Annotated in this window: 18 protein-coding genes; 2 read left to right on the forward strand and 16 right to left on the reverse strand. The window is 61.8% G+C overall.

The genetic code is table 11. The features are described from left to right. Nucleotides 1-2: 2 nt before the first annotated feature. From ACQ5BM_RS12180 to ACQ5BM_RS12195, 4 genes are all read right to left on the reverse strand, one after another. On the reverse strand, nt 3-701 hold the full coding sequence (locus ACQ5BM_RS12180) for a response regulator (RefSeq protein WP_429811234.1): 699 nt from the start codon (nt 699-701) through the stop codon (nt 3-5). Nucleotides 702-833: 132 nt separating this feature from the next. Next, nucleotides 834-1,367, reverse strand: a complete 534-nt coding sequence (locus tag ACQ5BM_RS12185; protein WP_429811236.1) for a Spy/CpxP family protein refolding chaperone — start codon at nt 1,365-1,367, stop codon at nt 834-836. 347 nt (nt 1,368-1,714) lie between these two features. Further along, nucleotides 1,715-2,101, reverse strand: coding sequence for a type II toxin-antitoxin system VapC family toxin (locus tag ACQ5BM_RS12190; RefSeq protein ID WP_429811238.1), 387 nt, complete (start codon nt 2,099-2,101; stop codon nt 1,715-1,717). Beyond that, nucleotides 2,101-2,355 (reverse strand): type II toxin-antitoxin system VapB family antitoxin, encoded by a 255-nt coding sequence (locus ACQ5BM_RS12195; protein WP_429811240.1) that lies wholly within the window; start codon nt 2,353-2,355, stop codon nt 2,101-2,103. The genes ACQ5BM_RS12190 and ACQ5BM_RS12195 overlap by 1 nt, the downstream gene beginning before the upstream one ends. 256 nt (nt 2,356-2,611) lie before the next feature. Here ACQ5BM_RS12195 and ACQ5BM_RS12200 point away from each other — a divergent pair, with 256 nt between their 5' ends. Then, complete coding sequence (locus ACQ5BM_RS12200; RefSeq protein ID WP_429811242.1) at nt 2,612-2,737, forward strand: hypothetical protein; 126 nt, start codon at nt 2,612-2,614, stop codon at nt 2,735-2,737. A 134-nt stretch (nt 2,738-2,871) separates the two neighbouring features. Here the strand turns inward: ACQ5BM_RS12200 and ACQ5BM_RS12205 are convergent, their stop codons facing one another. The 10 genes from ACQ5BM_RS12205 to ACQ5BM_RS12250 form a co-directional block, all read right to left on the reverse strand. Then, complete coding sequence (locus ACQ5BM_RS12205) at nt 2,872-3,336, reverse strand: DUF411 domain-containing protein (RefSeq protein WP_429811244.1); 465 nt, start codon at nt 3,334-3,336, stop codon at nt 2,872-2,874. A gap of 187 nt (nt 3,337-3,523) precedes the next feature. Beyond that, the gene (locus ACQ5BM_RS12210; RefSeq protein WP_429811246.1) at nt 3,524-3,814 is read right to left on the reverse strand and encodes a copper-binding protein; all 291 of its coding nucleotides are present in this window, start codon (nt 3,812-3,814) and stop codon (nt 3,524-3,526) included. Between the two features lie 27 nt (nt 3,815-3,841). Next, a complete protein-coding gene (locus ACQ5BM_RS12215) occupies nt 3,842-4,327 on the reverse strand; it encodes a cupredoxin domain-containing protein (RefSeq protein ID WP_429811248.1) in 486 nt (161 codons plus the stop codon). Nucleotides 4,328-4,377: 50 nt separating this feature from the next. Next, nucleotides 4,378-5,715 carry a multicopper oxidase family protein gene (locus tag ACQ5BM_RS12220; RefSeq protein WP_429811250.1) on the reverse strand — a complete coding sequence of 446 codons (1,338 nt, stop codon included), beginning with the start codon at nt 5,713-5,715 and terminating at the stop codon, nt 4,378-4,380. Nucleotides 5,716-5,728: 13 nt separating this feature from the next. Beyond that, entirely contained in the window at nt 5,729-7,192 is a 1,464-nt protein-coding gene (locus tag ACQ5BM_RS12225; protein WP_429811252.1) for a TolC family protein, read from the reverse strand. Then, the gene (locus tag ACQ5BM_RS12230) at nt 7,189-7,419 is read right to left on the reverse strand and encodes a hypothetical protein (protein WP_429811254.1); all 231 of its coding nucleotides are present in this window, start codon (nt 7,417-7,419) and stop codon (nt 7,189-7,191) included. Before ACQ5BM_RS12230 ends, ACQ5BM_RS12225 begins: the two co-directional genes overlap by 4 nt. A 202-nt stretch (nt 7,420-7,621) precedes the next feature. Then, nucleotides 7,622-8,011 (reverse strand): hypothetical protein, encoded by a 390-nt coding sequence (locus tag ACQ5BM_RS12235; protein ID WP_429811256.1) that lies wholly within the window; start codon nt 8,009-8,011, stop codon nt 7,622-7,624. Between the two features lie 92 nt (nt 8,012-8,103). Continuing rightward, a complete protein-coding gene (cueR, locus tag ACQ5BM_RS12240) occupies nt 8,104-8,574 on the reverse strand; it encodes a Cu(I)-responsive transcriptional regulator (protein ID WP_173518691.1) in 471 nt (156 codons plus the stop codon). A gap of 100 nt (nt 8,575-8,674) precedes the next feature. Further along, nucleotides 8,675-11,188, reverse strand: a complete 2,514-nt coding sequence (locus ACQ5BM_RS12245; RefSeq protein ID WP_429811258.1) for a heavy metal translocating P-type ATPase — start codon at nt 11,186-11,188, stop codon at nt 8,675-8,677. Between the two features lie 294 nt (nt 11,189-11,482). Next, nucleotides 11,483-11,680 carry a heavy-metal-associated domain-containing protein gene (locus ACQ5BM_RS12250; protein ID WP_429811260.1) on the reverse strand — a complete coding sequence of 66 codons (198 nt, stop codon included), beginning with the start codon at nt 11,678-11,680 and terminating at the stop codon, nt 11,483-11,485. A 428-nt stretch (nt 11,681-12,108) separates the two neighbouring features. On the opposite strand from ACQ5BM_RS12250, the gene ACQ5BM_RS12255 reads away from it, so the two are divergent. Further along, nucleotides 12,109-13,401 carry an NCS2 family permease gene (locus tag ACQ5BM_RS12255; RefSeq protein WP_334198090.1) on the forward strand — a complete coding sequence of 431 codons (1,293 nt, stop codon included), beginning with the start codon at nt 12,109-12,111 and terminating at the stop codon, nt 13,399-13,401. 156 nt (nt 13,402-13,557) lie between these two features. Here the strand turns inward: ACQ5BM_RS12255 and ACQ5BM_RS12260 are convergent, their stop codons facing one another. Next, nucleotides 13,558-13,878: a 2Fe-2S iron-sulfur cluster-binding protein gene (locus tag ACQ5BM_RS12260; protein ID WP_429811262.1), complete on the reverse strand. Its 321-nt coding sequence runs from the start codon at nt 13,876-13,878 to the stop codon at nt 13,558-13,560. Nucleotides 13,879-13,919: 41 nt separating this feature from the next. Further along, the gene (locus ACQ5BM_RS12265) at nt 13,920-15,173 is read right to left on the reverse strand and encodes a cytochrome P450 (protein WP_429811264.1); all 1,254 of its coding nucleotides are present in this window, start codon (nt 15,171-15,173) and stop codon (nt 13,920-13,922) included. Nucleotides 15,174-15,218 lie beyond the last annotated feature (45 nt).

The raw sequence follows: 15,218 nt of genomic DNA on the forward strand, positions 1-15,218 counted from the left end.
GCCTATCTCTCATCGTCCTGAAAGCGGGCGAAAACATAACCGGCGCCGCGCACCGTGATGATGCGCCTTGGATGCTTGGGATCGGTCTCGATGGCGGCCCTGATGCGCGACACGTGGACGTCGATGGAGCGGTCGAATGCATCCAGCTCCTCGCCTTTGACCATGTCCATCAATTGCTCGCGCGACAGAATGCGGCCGGCATTCTCGGCAAGCGCCACGAGCAAGTCGAACTGGTAGCTGGTCAACGCACATTCATGGCCGTCGACCCTGACCGAGCGGGAGCCAGGATCGATCTCCAGCCGTCCGAAGCGAGAGGCCCGTGAAGTGGCTGCACGGCCGTGCCGGCGACGCAGGATCGCCTTCAGCCGCGCCAGCAATTCGCGCGGGTTGAAGGGCTTGGGTAGATAATCGTCGGCGCCGAGCTCCAGCCCAACGATACGGTCTGTCTCTTCGCCTTTGGCGGTGAGCATCAGGATGGGCACGTCAGAGACCGAACGCATACGCCGACAGGCTTCGAAGCCGTCAAGATCCGGCAGCATGATATCGAGAATGACAACGTCCGGCGCACGGCGGCCGAGGTCGGTAAGGCCCGCCATGGCCGTCGCCACAGTGTGTACGGTGTAACCGTTTCCTGAAAGATAGTCGGCGAGCATGGCGGAAAGGCGCGTGTCGTCGTCAACGATCAGGACCCGTTCCGCCATGGCTTCTCGCTCCGTTTCGTAGTTTCAGGCGCGCGCCACATCAGAGGCGCGCAGACGCCGTAGCACTTCAAATCGCTGCATGCTCTTGTTCTTACATCGGCTCCAAGGAAAGATGCCGCAGCCGAGCCAGTCTTACCACCGACCGTGGCCCCCGCGCTCCTTCAAATGCTCGGCGAGCTTGGCGCGCTGTTCTGGTGTCAGCACCTCGGCGGCGTCGATGAGCGCGGTCGTCATCTTGCGTGAGGCAGCGTCGATGGCTGCGATGCGCTCACTGCGCAGTTTTTCAGCCGCGGCGCGGTCGATCGTCGGCGAGCCGAGAAGTTCGATAACCTGGTCACGCGTCTCGCGGAAATCCCGGAAAGTCGGCCTGATCTCAGCGCGCGCCGTGTCGATGATGTCCCAAAGCTTGTCTTCCTGCTCGGACGTCGCATCCAGCTCATCGAGCACGGAACCGATCCGGTGTTCCATAAAACCGCCACCTCCCATGTATGCGTGCATCATGTGGCCGCCCATTCCGAAGCCGAAATCGCTGCGTGCGGCTGCAAAACCGATCCCGCCGATAACCGTGGCGGCTGCGAGGCCGCCGATCAGGAGGCGTCGGCCCCATCGCTTCGGGGCGGGTCCACCCGCGGCCGGGCTCGCCAGCGTCTTGTCCTCGTTTTCCATTGCCAGTCTCCTTTCAGTCCGCAGCAGTTGCTGCGGTGAAGAAAATCTAGCGGGCCAACGTTTCGAGCGTTCCGCGCGAATGTAAAGAAATGTATAGCCAGCCGCATGCCGACCTTACGCCGCGTTGGCTTGGATGCGGCGACGCCGGAAGCAAGGGCGTCAAGAGTAGGGCCGGATCACACAGATTGAGCAGGCATTCGCCGGCGCAAGCCTGCTGCCGGCCCTACGAGACGAGAACCTCGTGGCGGTGGAGAGGGGTGCAGTGGAGGCCTTGATCATCTCAATGCCGAAATTGGACAAGCGTGCTGCCGACTCAAATCTCGGCTCATCACGCAGCTCGCGCCGGATCATGCAGCCTCGATGTCCGTGCGCGAGAAATCATCGCCTTTATAGAGCAACGGTTCGCTGCGTGTCTTGGCCAGCGCATACGAAAAGCAATCCCCATAGTTCAGACCGGCGGGATGTCGGCCCTTGCCATAACTGCGCCAGGCTCGCCTTGCCACCGCGATCTGCTCTGCGTCGACGGCGACGATTTCGACATTCGCCTTGTAAAGCCACAGATCAAGCTCTGCGGCACCTGCCTCGCCGAGGCGCGCTTCGATGACGATGGCGAGTTCCAGGACTGTCGCGGCGGAAATGAAGCGTCGCGGAGCGTCAACGACTTTTTGCTCGTAGGTTTCTGCTTCCGGCTCATTGAATGCGATCGCGACGATGGCGGACGTGTCGATTACCATCAGCTCGGAAGTCCGTTTTCGTCATACCCTAGAATCTCGTCGGCAGAGCGGTTGTCGAGAACCGGAAGCTTGGCCCAACGTTTACGGCTGGAAGCGAGCTCCTCGAGAAGGACATCGCGATTTCCGACGTTTGCGAGGCGTCGCAGCCGTTCCTCCAGTGCCCGGCGGGTCGCCATGGTAATGGTCTCGCCGGTTTTCTCGGCCAGTGCCTTTGCGAGACGTTCCGTCTCTAGATCCTTAATGCTGAGAGCCATTCTGGTGCCTTGGTTCCTAATCGTCTATATTCTACCTTGCCTCGGCCGAGGCGCAAGCGCCTGGACGTCGTATCTGGTCGAAACCTTCCAAACTCTTGAGCGCAAGCGTACACCAGTCTGCCACGTTGGTTCCAAATCGATCCGGGGCGGAATTAGGCGATTTGCTCGAAATCGGTGGTTTTTGTGGTTTGCTGTTGGCGGGTAATTGCGCCCGCGAAAATTCGAGCGACATCGGGGAACGGAGAGGGTATCGAGGATGCACAGAATCGACCATGGGGGCTTGAGCGAAGCGGTCGTCGGCGAGAGCACGCCGAAAGCCTTTATCTACGGCCGTCGCAACTGGCTCTGGAAACGTCACAAGCCATTGCTCAACATCCCATGAAGAGGCCAAGCGGAGAGTGCAATGAATTTCAGCTCTACTGACCAACGGCCTGAGCCGGACCTCATTGATCCAAGGCGCCTCCACCATCGCGCAAGCGCCTCGGAGTATTGGGCCAGCCGCGCTGCGGCAACAGCCTATTTCGCCGGTCTTACCTGATAGTAGACCGTCGACTGTGCGCCGGTCGCCTTGGCAATCGTATAGACGTCATAGGAGGCCTGCGGATCGTCGCCCATGCCGAGCGAGCCTGTGGGCATGCCGGGGACGGCGAGCCCGGCGATATCGGGCCGCTCAGACAGGAGCTTGCGGACTGCTTCCAGCGGCACGTGCCCCTCGATGACATAGCCGTCGATGACGGCGGTGTGGCAGCCTTCCATGTCGGCCGGCACTGCGAAGCGCGTCTTGATGACCGACATATCGGCTTCGTCGTGAATATCGACCTTGTAGCCGGCTGCCTCCATCGCTTCGGCCCATTGCTCGCAACAGCCGCATTGCGGATCCTTGTAGATGGCCATGGTGCCGGTCGCAGCCGCAGCGCCTGTCGCAAAGAGGGTGATGCCCGCAATCGTGCCTGCAACGAAATGCCTGCGTAACACGTCCATCGGACGCTCCTTTTCCGTTTCTGCCTGATGAGAGGATTGTGGCGCCCGGGCCGCGCGAAGTCGACCCGGGCCGACTGCATGTCTCCTCAAATCGACGTCGATTTGAGGACGAAGACATGCAGCAAATCAAAGCGCTACAGCGGTCTTTGCGCGTCTGATTAAGACGCGCGACGCTGTAGTGTCGCGGTTACTTGATTTCGGTCACGGTCAGCTTGCCGTTGACCCGGTCGGCGACGAATTCGATCGCGGCACCTTCCTTGAGCTTGGCGAGCAGGGCGTCGTCGCCGACGCGGAACACCATGGTCATGGCCGGCATGTCTAGATTCTTCAAGTCCTCGTGGTCGATCGTCACCTTCTTGGCCTTGGTGTCGATTTTCTTGACGACGCCCTTGGTGAACTCCGCCGCCTGAACGGGGAGGGCAAACGTTGCGGTGACAGCGAGCGCGAGCGCCGCGAAGAGGGTACGTACTGACTTCATGGTTTCATCCTTTCCTTTTGCTCTTGATTACTTCTTCACGACGTCGAGCGGACCGTGCATGCCGGCGTCGTAGTGGCCGGGCACTAGGCAAGCGAACTCGAAGGTGCCGTCATTGGTGAAGGTCCAGTAGATGTCGCCGGACTTGCCGGGCTCGAGGCGAATGGCGTTCGGGTCGTCGTGCTCCATGTCGGGAAACTTCTCCATGGTGGCCTTGTGTTCCTGGATCGTCGCCTTGTCGTCGAGGACGAATTCGTGAGCGAGTTCGCCTGCGTTCTTGATCGCGAAGTGGACCGTCTGACCCTGTCGGACCTTGATGGTCGACGGGGTAAAGATCATCTTGCCGTCGTCGGTTTCCTTCATGGTGATGCGGATCGTCTGGGTCGCCTTTTTCTTGTCGCCGGCTTCGCCGATGGACACCTTGCCATGGCCACCGGCATGGCTGCCGCTGGCAAGTGCCTGGGAGGAAAGGGCGGAGGCGGCAATGAGTGCCAGAGCGAAAACTGTCTTCTTCATCGTATGTTTCCTGGTGGATTTGAGAGAGTTCATTGCGATCTGCCGTTCCGTCATGGTTTCGGCGTGATCACGGTCTTGGCGTCATTGGCCCGAGTTGCTTCCGGCAGTTCGCCGGTCCACTCCCAGGCTTGCGTTCCCGGCGGGTTTTCGTACCAGCCGGGGTCGCTGTAATCGCCGGCAGAGATGCCCTCGCGCACCTTCACCACCGAGAACATGCCGCCCATCTCCAACGCGCCGTGCGGACCCCAACCGGTCATCATCGGGATCGTGTTGTCGGGGAGCGGCATTTCCATTTCGCCCATATCGGCCATGCCGGCCGTACCCATGGGCATGTAGTCGGGCTTGACCTTGCGGATCTTCGCCGCGACCGATTTCTTGTCGGCGCCGATGAAGGTCGGGATGTCGTGTCCCATCGCATTCATCGTGTGGTGCGACTTGTGGCAGTGGATCGCCCAGTCGCCCTCGTACTTGGCGTCGAACTCGTAGGCGCGCATGGCGCCTACGGGAATGTCGATCGACACTTCCGGCCAGCGCGCCTCCGGCCGCACCCAGCCGCCGTCGGTGCAGGTCACCTCGAAATCGTAGCCGTGCATGTGGATCGGATGGTTGGTCATGGTGAGGTTTCCGACCCGCACGCGCACCCGGTCGTTCTTGGAAACAACCAGCGGATCGATGTCCGGGAAGATGCGGCTGTTCCAGCACCACATGTTGAAGTCGGTCATTTCCATGATGCGCGGGACATAGGTGCCGGGATCGATGTCATAGGCGTTGAGCAGGAACACGAAGTCGCGGTCGACGCGCATGAAGTTCGGATCCTTCGGATGCACCACGAAGAAGCCCATCATGCCCATCGCCATCTGCACCATCTCGTCGGCATGCGGGTGGTACATGAAGGTGCCGGACTTCACGAGGTCGAACTCGTAGACATAGGTCTTGCCGGCCGGAATATGCGGCTGCGACAGGCCGCCGACGCCATCCATGCCCGACGGCAGGATCATGCCGTGCCAATGGATGGTGGTGTGCTCCGGCAGCTTGTTGGTGACGAAGATCCTGACGCGGTCGCTTTCGACCGCCTCGATCGTCGGACCCGGTGACTGGCCGTTATAGCCCCAGAGATAGGCGGTCATGCCATCCGCCATTTCCCGTTCGACCGGCTCGGCAACCAGGTGGAACTCCTTGACGCCGTTGTTCATCCGGTGGGGCAGCGTCCAGCCGTTGAGAGTGACGACGGGATTGTAGTCGGGGCCGCTCGTCGGAATGAGAGGCTTCTGGGTGGTAGCGTTGTCCATGCTTGCCGCTTCGGGCAGGCCGGAGTTGGAGGTCTGCGCCCAGGCGGCGGTCGAAACGAGAGCTGCGCCGGCGCCGAGGAAGTGCCTTCTGTTGAACATGACGTTATCCTTCTTAATGTCCTGCGCCGCCGGCTTCGGCCGCTGCCGGTGCCGCTGCTGCTCCAGCCGATCCGCCTGATCCGCCCCCATGGATGGCTGTCATCAGATCGGCATCGGCCAGCCAGAAATCGCGCTTCGCGTTGGCGGCGAGCACCGTCGAGTTCACCTTCGCCCTGACGTCGGCGAGCAGTTCGAAGGTGCTGGTGATCATGCCGTTGTAGCTGAGCGTCGCTTCCTCCTCGATCTTCGTTCGCAGCGGCACGACATTGTTGCGGTAGTGCCGGGCAATCTCGTAGCGCGAGCGATAGGCCTCATAGGCCGAGCGTGCTTCCGAGCGGATGTTGACCGCCTTTTCTGCCAGCAGGTTCGCTGCCCGCATATGGGCAAGTTCGGCCTTGCGCATGCGCGCACTTCCTGTGTCGAAAATCGGGATAACGAATTCGAGCTCGAATTGCGCTGTTGTCTCGACGTCGGTGTCGTGATCCTCGCGCTCCCGCTCGCTTTCGGCGCCAGCGACCAATTCAAGATCGGTCACGTAACGGGTCGCTTCGGTCAGCTGGTAGGACTTCGCCACGGCTTCGAGATCGAGCCGCGCGATCTGCAGGTCGACGCGGCGCTTCAGCGCTTCCGCCTCGATGCTGTCCTTGCGGGCGAGCGTCTTCGGCAGGTTCGGCAGGCGGTTCGGGACCTGGTAGTCAACGTCGGCGCCCCAGAGGCCCATCAGCCGTGTGAGGTTTTCCTTGGCAAGACGCGCCGCAAGCCGGGCTTCGGCCGCCTGGCCGGCGAGTTCCGCGTTGAAGACGTGCTCACGCGCCTGATTGCCCTTGCCCATGGCACCGGTCTCGCCGAGTTTCGCCGCCAGTTCGGAAGAGGCGTCCGCCGCAGCCTGTGCTTGGCTGAGCTGCCCGACGGTTTCCCATGCAGCGACTGCTTCGATCCAGGCGCGGCGCGTTTCGGCGGCAAGCTGCAAGGTGCTGAGTGCCGCGTTGAGCTGTGCCTGGCGGAAGCGCGCATCGGCGACGGCGATATTCTTGTCGCGGGTCAGGAGTGCCAGGATGTTGGTGGTGACGAGACCCTCGATAGCTTTGTAGGCTTGCAGCTCCGGTGTGCCGATGCCGGTCGTGCCGATCGAGACGGTGGGGTTGAGAAACAGCGTCGCCTGCCAGGCATCCGCTGATGCATCGCCCAGATCGGCATAAGCCGCCTGCAGCCCCTTGTTGTTGAGAAGGGCGATCTGAACGGCGGTGTCGGCGTCGACCGTTTTGCGCTTCAGCAGCGCCTTGACCTCGGCATTGACCTTGTCGGCCTGTTCGCGATTCTGGATCCAGACGCTTTTCTTGGTCGCCGCCGTGGAGATCTTGGCATCCACGGTCGCAAAGCCGGCATCCTTCGCCGAATATTCGGCATTGGTGGCGCAGCCGGCAAGCACGAGCGGCAGTCCGATCGCTGCCACGAGATTGAAACGACCGAGCCTCATGACGCGTCTCCCTTGGCGGTCGACTGCGCGTCGTTGAGTGGAACCCAGGCCTTGGGGCCGGTCGGTTCGCGGTGGGTGTAGCCCGAAATGGGGCTACGGTACAGCGTGCTTCGAATGCCGCTGGAGCTGTCAGCGGGATCGCCAAGGCTTGAAACCTCGGCAGGCAAAGTTGCAGCGCATCCGCCCAGGATAATGGGCAGGAGCGCCATGGAAAACAAACGTTTCATGGTCAAACCTGAAATGTGAAGGGCAGAGATCGGCGACGACCGGAAACAGACCGGGCGGGCCTCGTCGCGGACCGCGCTACAGCTCCGTGCGCCTCACTGGACGCGCAAAGCTTGCTGTAACACTTTGAATTACTGCAGGTTCAGCCCCTCAAATCGGCGAGGATCAAGGGAAACATGCAGTCGCGGTCACGGATTCGCGAAGTCAGGCTCTTGGGGGACGATGAAGCTCGTCGAGCTCACCCGGAGTGAGCTGCGGGTGTGGTCCAAAATTGCGGACCGAGCGTGGGAAAGCAGGATGGCTCCCGTCAGCATCGCCAAGCACTGCCACGGCGGCGCAGAAGGTCTTGCAGCAATCCTTCTTGTCGGTCTTGCCGTTTTCCTGGCTCGGCTTCACCTTACCCTTGTCGAGGCTCGGGCAGTGCTCGGTCGCAACTTGCGTCAGATTGACGGACGCCTCGATCTGCATCGAGCCATGCGTGGCCGCATGCATCATGCCGGAGGCGGTGGAAAAGGGCAGCAGGGCCAGCGACAAAGCGATCGCCAGCTTCAGCGCAATCCGCAAACGCAGATATATGATTCGCACCTTTTCCATGATCGATCCGTAGAAACGCAGTTGATTCCTGTCAATGCGGCTGGCGCTCAGCCGCGTCACAAACGCGTGAGACCGGGCCAGGCGCACCGGTGTCATCCGTGCCGCCGGTTACGAACCGGATCGATGCCGGCCGTGCCGAAGCGGGCGGGCTCCGTCGCCTTGCCCGGCGTATTTCCGGCGTCGGCGAGATCATCGAGAATGGGACATTCCGGGCGTCCGTCGCCGTTGCAATGGGCGGCGAGATATTTGAGCGTCCGGCTCATCGCCTTCAGTTCCTCGGCCTTGCGCTCCAGGATCTCCACATGTTCGAGCGCAATCTTCTTGACTTCGCCGCTGGCGCGCGACCGGTCGCGCCAAAGCGCCAGAAGATCCGCCATTTGCTCGACGGTGAAGCCGAGATCCCGTGAACGGCGGATGAAGCGCAGTGTGTGGATGTCGTTTTCGCCATAGTTGCGGTAGCCGGCCTCGCTGCGATCGGCCGGTGGAATGAGACCGATCGTCTCGTAATAGCGGATCATTTTCGTCGAAACGCCAGAGGCGCGTGAGGCTTCACCGATATTCATGAGTTCATCCTTGCTACCGCCTTGCGGCCATTCCCTTCGGATATAGGGGCTCTCCCCGGCTGCCGCCACGCTACGGTAGGAGACCGGGGAGAATGCCTGTTTATGCCGTGCGTGCTGCGGCCACCGGGCGAAACGCCCTGAGGCGCAAGGCATTGCCGAGCACGAAGACGCTGGAGAGCGCCATGGCGCCGGCTGCGAAGATCGGCGACAGCAGGAGCTCGTAGGGCGGATAGAGCGCTCCGGCGGCAACCGGGATCAGCACCGCATTGTAGGCAAAGGCCCAGAAGAGGTTCTCCTTGATGTTGCGGATCGTCGCCTTGGACAGTGCGATGGCATTTGGAACACCCAGGAGATCACCGGACATCAGCACGACATCGGCACTTTCGATGGCGACATCCGTGCCGGTGCCGATCGCAAGCCCGACATCGGCTTCGGCCAGCGCCGGTGCATCGTTGATGCCATCGCCGACGAAGGCAACCGCGCGTCCGCCTTCCTTCAGCTTCTTAAGTGCCGCAACCTTGCCGTCCGGCAGGACTTCGGCAATGACCTCGTCGATGCCGAGCTTGGCGGCGATGGCTTCCGCGGTGCGACGGTTGTCGCCGGTGATCATCGCGACCTTGAGGCCGAGATCGTGCAGCATGCGGATCGCCTGCGGCGTTGTTTCCTTGATTGGGTCGGCAACAGCGATGATTGCCGCAAGCTTGCCGTCGATCGCCGCATAGAGCGGGCTCTTGCCTTCCGAGCCAAGACGGGCCGCCTGCTCGGCAAAGGCGGAGACATCGAGCTTCAGTTGCGCCATCAGCCGGTCTGCGCCGACATGGATGGTACGGCCTGCGACCTCAGCGCTGGCACCGAAACCGGGAATGGCTTCGAACCTCGCGGGCTCAGCGATTGCCAGACGCTTTGCCTTGGCCGCCTCGACGATCGCCTCGGCAATCGGGTGCTCGGAGCGGGTCTCGACGGCGGCGACCAATGCCAGCACGGCGTCACGTTCAAAGCCGTCGGCAGTTTCGAGGTCGGTGAGTTCCGGTCGGCCCTTCGTCAAGGTGCCGGTCTTGTCGACGGCGATGACGGTGGCATTGCGCAGCGTCTGCAGCGCCTCGCCCTTGCGGAAGAGAACGCCCATTTCGGCGGCGCGGCCGGTGCCGACCATGATCGACGTCGGAGTGGCAAGGCCCATGGCGCAGGGGCAGGCGATGATCAGCACCGCAACGCCGTTGACCAGGGCGAAGGTCAGGGCCGGATCGGGGCCGAAGACCAGCCAGATGCCGAAGGTGACGAGCGCAACGGTGATGACCGCGGGCACGAACCAGGCGGTGACACGGTCGACCAGTGACTGGATCGGCAGCTTGGCGCCCTGAGCCTGTTCGACCATCTTGATGATCTGCGCCAGCACGGTGTCGGTGCCAACCTTGGTCGCACGGAAGGTGAAGGAGCCTGTCTTGTTGATGGTGCCGCCGACGACTTCACTGCCCGCGATCTTTTCGACCGGAACCGGTTCGCCCGTAATCATCGATTCGTCGACATAGGAGTTGCCGTCGATGACGCTGCCATCCACCGGCACCCGGTCGCCGGGGCGCACGAGTACGGTGTCGCCGGTGTGGACATCGGAGAGCGGGACCTCGATCGTTTCGCCGTCGCGAACGACGCGGGCAGTCTTGGCCTGCAGGCCCATCAGATGCTTGATCGCCTCGGAGGTCCGGCCCTTGGCGCGCGCTTCGAGGAAACGGCCGAGCAATATCAGCGTGACGATGACGGCCGCGGCCTCGTAATAGACGTTGGCGGTACCGTCAGGCAGGAGGTCCGGCGCAAAGGTTGCGACGACCGAATAGATCCAGGCGGCGGAGGTACCGATCGCGACCAGCGAGTTCATGTCCGGAGCCAGGCGGAAGAGGGCAGGCACGCCCTTCTGATAGAAGCGCAAGCCCGGGCCGAATAGCACCAGCGTCGTCAGCACGAACTGCAGGTACCAGCTTTCCTGCATGCCGATATTGGTCATGACGAAGTCATGCACGGCCGGGATGAAGTGCGAGCCCATTTCGAGCACGAAGATCGGCAGCGTCAGCACACCTGCCAGCAACAGCGAGCGAGCAAGCTTCCGGGTCTCCCGTTCGCGCTTTTCGTCTTCACGATCGACGCTTTCGTCGCCGGTGACGCGCTTGGCCGAGTAGCCGGCAACACGAACCGCCTCTTCGAGCGCCGCGGCCGTTGCGATCCCCTTCGTCACGCGGACCGAAGCGCGCTCGGTCGCCAGATTGACGTTGGCTTCGGTGACACCCGGCACCGTCTTCAGTGCCTTTTCGATGCGGGCGACACAGGAGGCGCAGGTCATGCCTTCGATGGTGAACTCGATCGTATCTTCGGCCGCGCCGTAACCGGCATTTTCGATGGCCTTGACGATATCGGCCGATTTGGTGCCGGCATCGAACCTAACGTCGGCGCGCTCGGTCGCAAGGTTGACCGAGGCCGCAGTCACGCCCGGGACGGCGCGAATCGCCTTTTCGACGCGTGCAACGCAGGAGGCGCAGGTCATGCCCTCGACGGGAATGCTGGCGCTGAAAGCGGCGGAAATCGCTTCGACGTCGTTATTTCTAATGGGGGTCACCGATCCCATGATCGTGCTCCTTTCACAGTCTTTTATCGCAATCTGGGCCTTCCGGCGATGGGAAGGTCGAGGGTGCCGCCGAACTTCCGTGCGACGAAATGAGATATGAACTTCAGTGCGTTTGGTAGGTCTCAAAGCTTCCTATGACGGGAAGGTAGGGGTTCCCACCGTTGGAAGGTCAAGGGCAGGGCTTATAAATTTCTTCCGCTGGACGGAGAGCGCTTTTCGGCGAACTACGAACCAAAGAAAAACGCCCCGACATGGCCGGGACGTTTCGTCGGAAGTTATCCGCACGGAGCATCGTTAGAGCGCGTGGCTCTCGTAGCCGGAAGCCTTCAGGGCGTCGCCGATTGCATCGGGGCCGGCAGCGGTCTCGACGCTGACCTCCCTGTTGCCGAGATCGACCTTGATCGTCGCCTGCGGGTCGACGCTCAGGATCGCCTTCTGGACGGCGCCGGCGCAGTGGCCGCAGGTCATGTTGTCGATCTTGTAGGTCTGCATGCTTGTCTCCTTCGTTTCGTTATGAGAGAAACATGGCGGTTCCCACCGTTGGAAGGTCAAGAGGGCCTCCCAACATATTTTTCAAGGGTTTATTGGCCCATTCAGGTGGTAGCGGACACGCGAAAGACGCCGTTTGGGCGCCGACTAATGCCCCGAAAAATTTGAAAGTCTTTCATAATCGATCCCGGGAATGGACGGCTAGCGGTCCGGCTCCGGAAGACGCACAATCCCAAGGCTGTGCAAAAGGCATTCGCGTCGTCTGAAAGAGGGCGGACGATCGCCAGCCGGCACGAACCGAGAGCGGTTCGTGAAGCGATCGACCCGGAAACCCCGGGCGTTTCGAAATGCACTGAGCGGGAACTGGAGGAGACGGTTTCTCGATCTCTGTCGTTCGGCTGCGTCGTGGTGACGCCGCCAAGGGAGGAAAGATGTTTGAACGACTATTCAAGCTGAAAGAGCATCAGACGACGGCGCGCACCGAGGTGATCGCCGGTATTACGACATTCCTGACGATGTCCTACATCATCTTTGTCAACCCCGACATCCTGTCGAGCACGGGCATGGATAGGGATGCCGTCTTCGTCGCAACCTGTATCGCTGCGGCCCTCGGTTCTGCCGTCATGGCGCTTGTCGCCAACTGGCCGATCGGCATGGCGCCCGGCATGGGCCTCAACGCCTTCTTCGCCTTCACCGTGGTCGCCGCCCTCGGCTTCACCTGGCAGCAGGCGCTCGGCGCGGTCTTCATCTCGGGCGTAATCTTCCTGATCCTGACCGTCACCGGCGTCAGAAGCTGGCTGATCGCCGGGATTCCGCATTCGCTCAGAAGTGCGATTGCCACCGGTATCGGCCTCTTCCTCGGCATCATCGCCTTGAAGAACGCCGGCATCGTCGTCGACAATCCGGCAACGCTCGTCGGCCTCGGCGATCTCAAACAGACCGGACCGTTGCTCGCCATCCTCGGCTTCTTCGTCATCGCCGTGCTCGACGCACTGAAGGTTCGCGGCTCGATCCTGATCGGCATCCTGGTCGTCACGGTTCTGTCGATGATCCTCGGCGTCAGCGAGTTCAAGGGGGTCGTCTCGGTACCGCCAAGCATTGCGCCAACCTTCCTGCAGCTCGACATCATGGGCGCCCTGCATGGCGGCCTGCTGCATGTCATCCTCGTCTTCGTTCTAGTCGAAGTCTTTGACGCCACCGGCACGCTGATCGGTGTCGCCAAGCGCGCCAAGCTGGTCGAAGAGGGCAAGCCGAGCCGTCTCGGTCGCGCGCTTCTCGCCGACAGCACGGCGATCGTCGCCGGCTCGCTGATCGGAACCAGCAGCACCACAGCGTATGTCGAAAGCGCTTCGGGCGTTCAGGCCGGCGGCCGTACCGGGCTGACTGCGCTCACCGTCTGCGTGCTTTTCCTGGCAGCGCTGTTCTTCTCGCCGCTGGCGGCCGCCGTTCCGTCCTATGCAACGGCTCCGGCTCTGCTCTACGTCGCCGGCCTGATGATGCGCGAGCTGACCGAAGTCGACTGGGACGACCTGACGGAAGCGGCACCGGCTGCGCTCACCGCGCTCGCCATGCCCTTCACCTACTCGATCGCCAATGGTCTTGCGTTCGGTTTCGTCAGCTACGTCGTCTTGAAGGTCTGCACCGGCAAATGGAGCGTCATCCACCCGGCAACCCAGATCGTTGCGGCGCTCTTCATCGTCCGCTTCGCGTTCTTTGCAGGATGACGAAAATTGGCCAAGGCATGCCGCCTCGGCCAATCAGAACTTCCCCGTAAGTGCTGGCCGGAGCAACGAAATGTCGCTCCGGCCCTTTTGTGTCGATTTGGTTTTAAAGTACGCAAATCCGGACGGATAACCGCTTCACACTTTGCCTGGATCTGCTCAGTATTGCCCCGCAGGCAGGTGCACCACCAGGCCATCGAGCTCCGCCGTGACCATGATCTGACAGCTCAGGCGGCTTCTCTCGTTCGGGTTGACGACGCACTCGATCATGTCCTGCTCCTGGAATTCGGGCACCGGCAATCGCTCGGTCCATTCTCCGTCGATGTAACAATGACAAGTGCCGCAGGCGCAGGAGCCGCCGCACTCGGCGGCGATGGCATCGATGCCGTTCTGCACGGCGGCGGACATCAGCGATTGACCGACCTCCGCCTGAATTTCCTTTGTCGTGCCGTCCGCGCCGATGAAGACGATCTTGGGCATGGGTATTCTCCGGTTCTTGAAAATGTTGGTGTCGGTTCGGGTCAGGCCGGGCGGATGGCGATCTTCAGCCGCTTGGGGCCGCGGACCGAGAGCCCGCGCTTGTATTCCGGTTCCCGGTCGACGAGTTCGATGGTGGGGAAGCGGCGAAGCAGCGTGCTGAAGATGATATCCATGTCGAGACGCGCGAGATGGTTGCCGAGGCAGAAATGCACGCCGCCACCGAAGGCGAGGTGCCGGTTGGGCGTGCGGCCGATGTCGAAGGCATCGGCATTCTCGAACTGCCTCGGATCGCGGTTGGCAGCACCGTAGAGCAGGCCGAACTTGGTGCCCCGCTCGAAGCGCCGGCCGCAGATCTCGACATCCTCGACGCAATGGCGATGGAAGAATGGAAGCGGCGACTCGTAGCGGAACATCTCCTGCACGCCGGTCTGGATCAGGCCGGGATCGCTGCGCAACCGCGCCATATGTTCGGGGAAACGCAGGAGCGCATGCATGCCGCTGCCGAGCACGTCGATCGTCGAGCCGTGGCCGGCCATCAGGATCAGCATGCAGGTCGAGATGAACTCGTCGAAGTTCATTGCGCCGGAGCGCTCCGCTTCGATCAGCACCGAGATGAGGTCATCCTTCGGCGCCCGCTCGCGCTCGGCCTTCAGCGCCGTCAGATATTCGTAGAATTCGGTCGTGTTGTCCTCGGCGACCTTCTTGCGGGTGTCGGAGCGGTCGACGTCGAAGAATTGCACGATGTTCTCCGACCAGATGCGAAGCTGGGGACAGTCTTCGTCCGGAACGCCAAGCAGGCGGCCGATGATATGGCCGGGAACGTGGGCGGCGAGGTCTTCGACGAAATCGATCTCGCGGCGATCGGCAAGGCTGTCGATCAGGCGGTCGACATAGGCCTGGATCTGGTCGCGAAGCTTGGCGATCATGGCCGGCGTGAACAGCTTGAACACCTGCTTGCGCAGCCGGTCGTGCACCGCGCCGTCGCTATCGAGCAGGCTGAACTGCACGAAGCGCTCATGGTGCGGCATGTCATGCCAATTGCCGGCACGCTGCAGTTTCGCGAGTTCTTCCGCTGTTGCGATGTCCTCCAGCGAGCGCACCATGCGCTTGTCCATGACGATTGCCGAGACATCCTCGAAGCGCGAAGCCAGCCAAATGTCGAAGTCGGGGAAATAATGCAGCCCCTCCTTCTCGCGCAAGGCGCGGTAGGTCGGATAGGGATCGCGGGCAAAATCCGGGGACAGCGGCGCGAAGGTCAAATTCGCTACTTCGCCGGTCGAGGCGGCTTCGGTCATTGGCAACACTCCGTGCATAAAGCTGCATGATAGCGTCTACACCGT

Origin of the sequence: Ensifer sp. B1-9 (assembly GCF_050474445.1) — a bacterium.
GTDB lineage: Bacteria > Pseudomonadota > Alphaproteobacteria > Rhizobiales > Rhizobiaceae > Ensifer.

Excerpts from the sequence above, each read along its gene's own strand:
- ACQ5BM_RS12265 (WP_429811264.1), bottom strand. The coding sequence starts at position 15,173 with ATGACCGAAGCCGCCTCGACCGGCGAAGTAGCGAATTTGACCTTCGCG.
- ACQ5BM_RS12205 (WP_429811244.1), bottom strand. The coding sequence starts at position 3,336 with ATGGACGTGTTACGCAGGCATTTCGTTGCAGGCACGATTGCGGGCATC.
- ACQ5BM_RS12225 (WP_429811252.1), bottom strand. The coding sequence starts at position 7,192 with ATGAGGCTCGGTCGTTTCAATCTCGTGGCAGCGATCGGACTGCCGCTC.
- ACQ5BM_RS12230 (WP_429811254.1), bottom strand. The coding sequence starts at position 7,419 with ATGAAACGTTTGTTTTCCATGGCGCTCCTGCCCATTATCCTGGGCGGA.
- ACQ5BM_RS12250 (WP_429811260.1), bottom strand. The coding sequence starts at position 11,680 with ATGCAGACCTACAAGATCGACAACATGACCTGCGGCCACTGCGCCGGC.
- ACQ5BM_RS12195 (WP_429811240.1), bottom strand. The coding sequence starts at position 2,355 with ATGGCTCTCAGCATTAAGGATCTAGAGACGGAACGTCTCGCAAAGGCA.
- ACQ5BM_RS12200 (WP_429811242.1), top strand. The coding sequence starts at position 2,612 with ATGCACAGAATCGACCATGGGGGCTTGAGCGAAGCGGTCGTCGGCGAG.
- ACQ5BM_RS12185 (WP_429811236.1), bottom strand. The coding sequence starts at position 1,367 with ATGGAAAACGAGGACAAGACGCTGGCGAGCCCGGCCGCGGGTGGACCC.
- ACQ5BM_RS12210 (WP_429811246.1), bottom strand. The coding sequence starts at position 3,814 with ATGAAGTCAGTACGTACCCTCTTCGCGGCGCTCGCGCTCGCTGTCACC.
- ACQ5BM_RS12245 (WP_429811258.1), bottom strand. The coding sequence starts at position 11,188 with ATGGGATCGGTGACCCCCATTAGAAATAACGACGTCGAAGCGATTTCC.
- ACQ5BM_RS12190 (WP_429811238.1), bottom strand. The coding sequence starts at position 2,101 with ATGGTAATCGACACGTCCGCCATCGTCGCGATCGCATTCAATGAGCCG.
- cueR (WP_173518691.1), bottom strand. The coding sequence starts at position 8,574 with ATGAATATCGGTGAAGCCTCACGCGCCTCTGGCGTTTCGACGAAAATG.
- ACQ5BM_RS12260 (WP_429811262.1), bottom strand. The coding sequence starts at position 13,878 with ATGCCCAAGATCGTCTTCATCGGCGCGGACGGCACGACAAAGGAAATT.
- ACQ5BM_RS12235 (WP_429811256.1), bottom strand. The coding sequence starts at position 8,011 with ATGGAAAAGGTGCGAATCATATATCTGCGTTTGCGGATTGCGCTGAAG.
- ACQ5BM_RS12215 (WP_429811248.1), bottom strand. The coding sequence starts at position 4,327 with ATGAAGAAGACAGTTTTCGCTCTGGCACTCATTGCCGCCTCCGCCCTT.
- ACQ5BM_RS12180 (WP_429811234.1), bottom strand. The coding sequence starts at position 701 with ATGGCGGAACGGGTCCTGATCGTTGACGACGACACGCGCCTTTCCGCC.
- ACQ5BM_RS12220 (WP_429811250.1), bottom strand. The coding sequence starts at position 5,715 with ATGTTCAACAGAAGGCACTTCCTCGGCGCCGGCGCAGCTCTCGTTTCG.
- ACQ5BM_RS12255 (WP_334198090.1), top strand. The coding sequence starts at position 12,109 with ATGTTTGAACGACTATTCAAGCTGAAAGAGCATCAGACGACGGCGCGC.